Source organism: Sphingomonas sp. (assembly GCF_040398505.1).
GTDB lineage: Bacteria > Pseudomonadota > Alphaproteobacteria > Sphingomonadales > Sphingomonadaceae > Sphingomonas.
Map to the genome: position 1 here is coordinate 1 of NZ_JBBATX010000180.1, position 2,774 is coordinate 2,774.

Here is a 2,774-nt window from a genome sequence, read left to right on the forward strand (position 1 = left end):
ACCAGCTTCGCCACCCCGCCCGCGCGCTGCACCAGCGGCAGATAGGCGTCGTAGAGCGGCTGGAACAGCACCACCTCGTCGCCGGGCGACACCAGGGCGAAGATTGCCGCCGCCAGCGCTTCGGTCGCGCCCGAAGTCACGATCACTTCGTCGGGCGAGAGATCGAGCCCCTGATGCAAGCGGTAATGATCGGCCACCGCCTGCCGCAGCGCGGGGGTACCCGCCATCGGCGGATATTGGTTCGAGTCTTCGAGCAGCGCGCGCGCGCCTTCCGCCAGCACATCCTCCGGCCCGCGCCCGTCGGGGAAGCCCTGGCCGAGATTGATCGCCCCGGTCGCCCGCGCGCGCGCCGACATCGTCTCGAAGATCGTGGTGCCGAGCGCGGAGTAGACTGGATTCATCTTGGACGCCCGGGAACAGCTGATCTCGTCCGCGCCGTATCACACCCATCCCTGCGCGTCAGGCCTCCTCCGCGCTCAATTGCCGCGCATCGCGCGGCTGAGTTCGGCATTGGTCGGTTCGTGCGCCAACTCCTCGACCAGCGCCGCCGTCATCCCGTCTGCAACCTTCGTCGCGCCGGGCGCTGGCCCGTCGAGGAAGCGGTAGAGCAGCCCGCGCGAATCCGCCGTCATGTCGCGCACCACCGGCATGAAGCGGAACGATTCGAAATTGGCGGGGTCGGTCAGCGTCTTGAGCAACGGGCCATAAGCATGAACTTGCGCCGGATCGTTGAGCCGCAGCCAATTGTCCATGCACGGCGCCATCGCATACCAATTGATCAGCACGGCGTTGTAGACGTTGGCCCAGGTCGCAGGCACCTGTTCCAGCCCGTTATCGGGCAGCGTCCGCGCATACATGTACGTGGTGACCTGCGGATCGATCCCGCCCGGTGGCACCACCGCATCGGGACCCGGCACAAAGACGAAGCCGTTGACTTGCCCCTGGCTGCCGATCACGTCGAACGCGACCTGGCCGTTCGCATCGGTCTGCGCCACCGAGGTGACCGTCACGCTCGACGCGGAGGCTGCGATCGTCACCGGCACCCCCGCCCCCACCGGAACCCCGCGCGCATAGACTTGCGCGAACGCGGTCGTGGTATCGCCCTGATCGAGATAAAGGTTGGGGGTGAGCGGAATCGCGCGCAGCGCGGCTTCGGCGGCGAGCACCGTGCCGTTGCTTTGACGCAGGCACAGATCAGCGTCGGCGGCGATTGTCGCGGCATCGGGATCGAGCTTGAGCGTCACCAGCCCTGACGCCCGATCATAGGCAGCCTTGTCATAATCAGCATAGGCCAGGCTGCCGAGCACCGCGAGATCGGTGCCGCTGGCATCGCGTGCGACAACATCGATCTGCCCCAAATTCTGCTTGGTCAGCGCCTGATCGACTTCGCTGACACTGTTGCTGAGGTCGAGCGTCAGCGTGTCGCCGTCGATCCGCGCGAAGGCGGTGCCGAACGCGACATTGCCCTCAGCCGACAGCAAGGCACGGTCGCCCGGCTCGTGGATTGGCTCGCCCGTGCGCCACAGCCCGACCACGCCGACAATGTCGCTGCGCGCTGGATTGGGCTGGAAGCCACCACCCAGCAATTTGGCCTGCAGCTCGGCGGCCCGCGCCGCCTGAAGCTGTTTCTGTTTGGCCGGGTCGCTGGCATCGCCGAGCGAGGGATCATCATAATAGACCGTGAAATACGAATTCCACCGCACCGTCAGCCCCAGCACGTCAGGATCCTCAAGCGCCGCGGCGAGCGTCTGCAGCGCGGGCGAATCAAAGGTGTCGATTTGAAGCCCATCGGCCTTGGCGAACGCCGTCTGCCAGATGACCGAGGCGACGCCCGCGATCATGCGATTGGCACCGTTGCGACGGAAATTGATGTAGCGCGCGGTAAAGCGCGTGGTGCGCGGCGCATAGATCCGGCACCCTCCGGCGATCCCCAAGCTGAGCGAATCGAAGAACAGCTGCGAGCTGAACGCGCCGTACGGCTCGCAATCGACCAGCATCCCCTGAAAGCCGACCGGCGCGCTGACAAACGGATCGTCGGTGACGACCCCGCCGCCGGTGTCGACACCGCTGATCTGCGTATCGAAAAAGGTCGATCGGTGCGTGCCCCCGGGGTTCCAATTGCCATTCTCGACTGCGGTGATCGCCTCGTCGCGAAAGGCTTGCGCGGTTTCCGCCGGGATCTGCGCCCAGGATGCCGCGGCTTCGTCATACATCGTGCTGTAATTGTTGGTGGTGATCGGGTCCCACGCCACCTTGCCGCGGAACAGGATCTGCGGGGTTTCGAGCACACTCATAGCAATGCTCCCTCGGTGGTGGGATTGTAGCGGAAGCTCGGCCCGGAAACCTTGGTCGGATCGGCGAGCGGGGTGCGGAAGGCGACGAGCATCGCCATCCGCAAATCGAACATCGCCTGTGCGGCATTGCCCATCCGCGCAGGCTCGCCCGACACCGCCCGCTGCAGTTCATCGACCATCAGCGCGTAAGCAGCATCGCATTCGGCTTGTGCGGCTTGCGCGGCGGGCGGATCGTTCGAAAAATCATGCTCGCCGGGGTCAGAGATCGCGGGGAACACCGCGTCCCAATCGACGCCGAGCGGCTCGGGTCCCCACGTATAGCCCTTTTCGGTCCCCGGGGCCTTGGTCAGCACGCGATCGTAGAACACTTCCCCGAAGCGGTAGAAATGCGCGATATCGTTCTGAAAATCGAGCGAATCGTCGGGTGCACCCTCGCCTTCGGAAATGATCTGCGTGATCGCGAGATGGGCGTCGGCGTAA

At 65.2% G+C, this 2,774-nt stretch carries 3 protein-coding genes; all 3 read right to left on the reverse strand.

All coding sequences use genetic code 11. The annotated features are described in order from the left end of the window. A partial coding sequence (locus ABWP09_RS14110) for an aminotransferase class I/II-fold pyridoxal phosphate-dependent enzyme (protein WP_353205755.1) occupies positions 1–401 on the reverse strand: 401 nt, incomplete at its 3' end. A 75-nt stretch (positions 402–476) separates the two neighbouring features. Next, on the reverse strand, positions 477–2,294 hold the full coding sequence (locus ABWP09_RS14115; RefSeq protein WP_353205756.1) for a hypothetical protein: 1,818 nt from the start codon (positions 2,292–2,294) through the stop codon (positions 477–479). Then, positions 2,291–2,774, reverse strand: a 484-nt coding sequence (locus ABWP09_RS14120) for a ferritin-like domain-containing protein (RefSeq protein ID WP_353205757.1), incomplete at its 5' end; no start/stop codon positions are given. The genes ABWP09_RS14115 and ABWP09_RS14120, both read right to left, overlap by 4 nt.

What these genes read in the sequence shown, in the direction of transcription:
- ABWP09_RS14115 (WP_353205756.1), bottom strand. Translation starts at nt 2,294, where the DNA reads ATGAGTGTGCTCGAAACCCCGCAGATCCTGTTCCGCGGCAAGGTGGCG.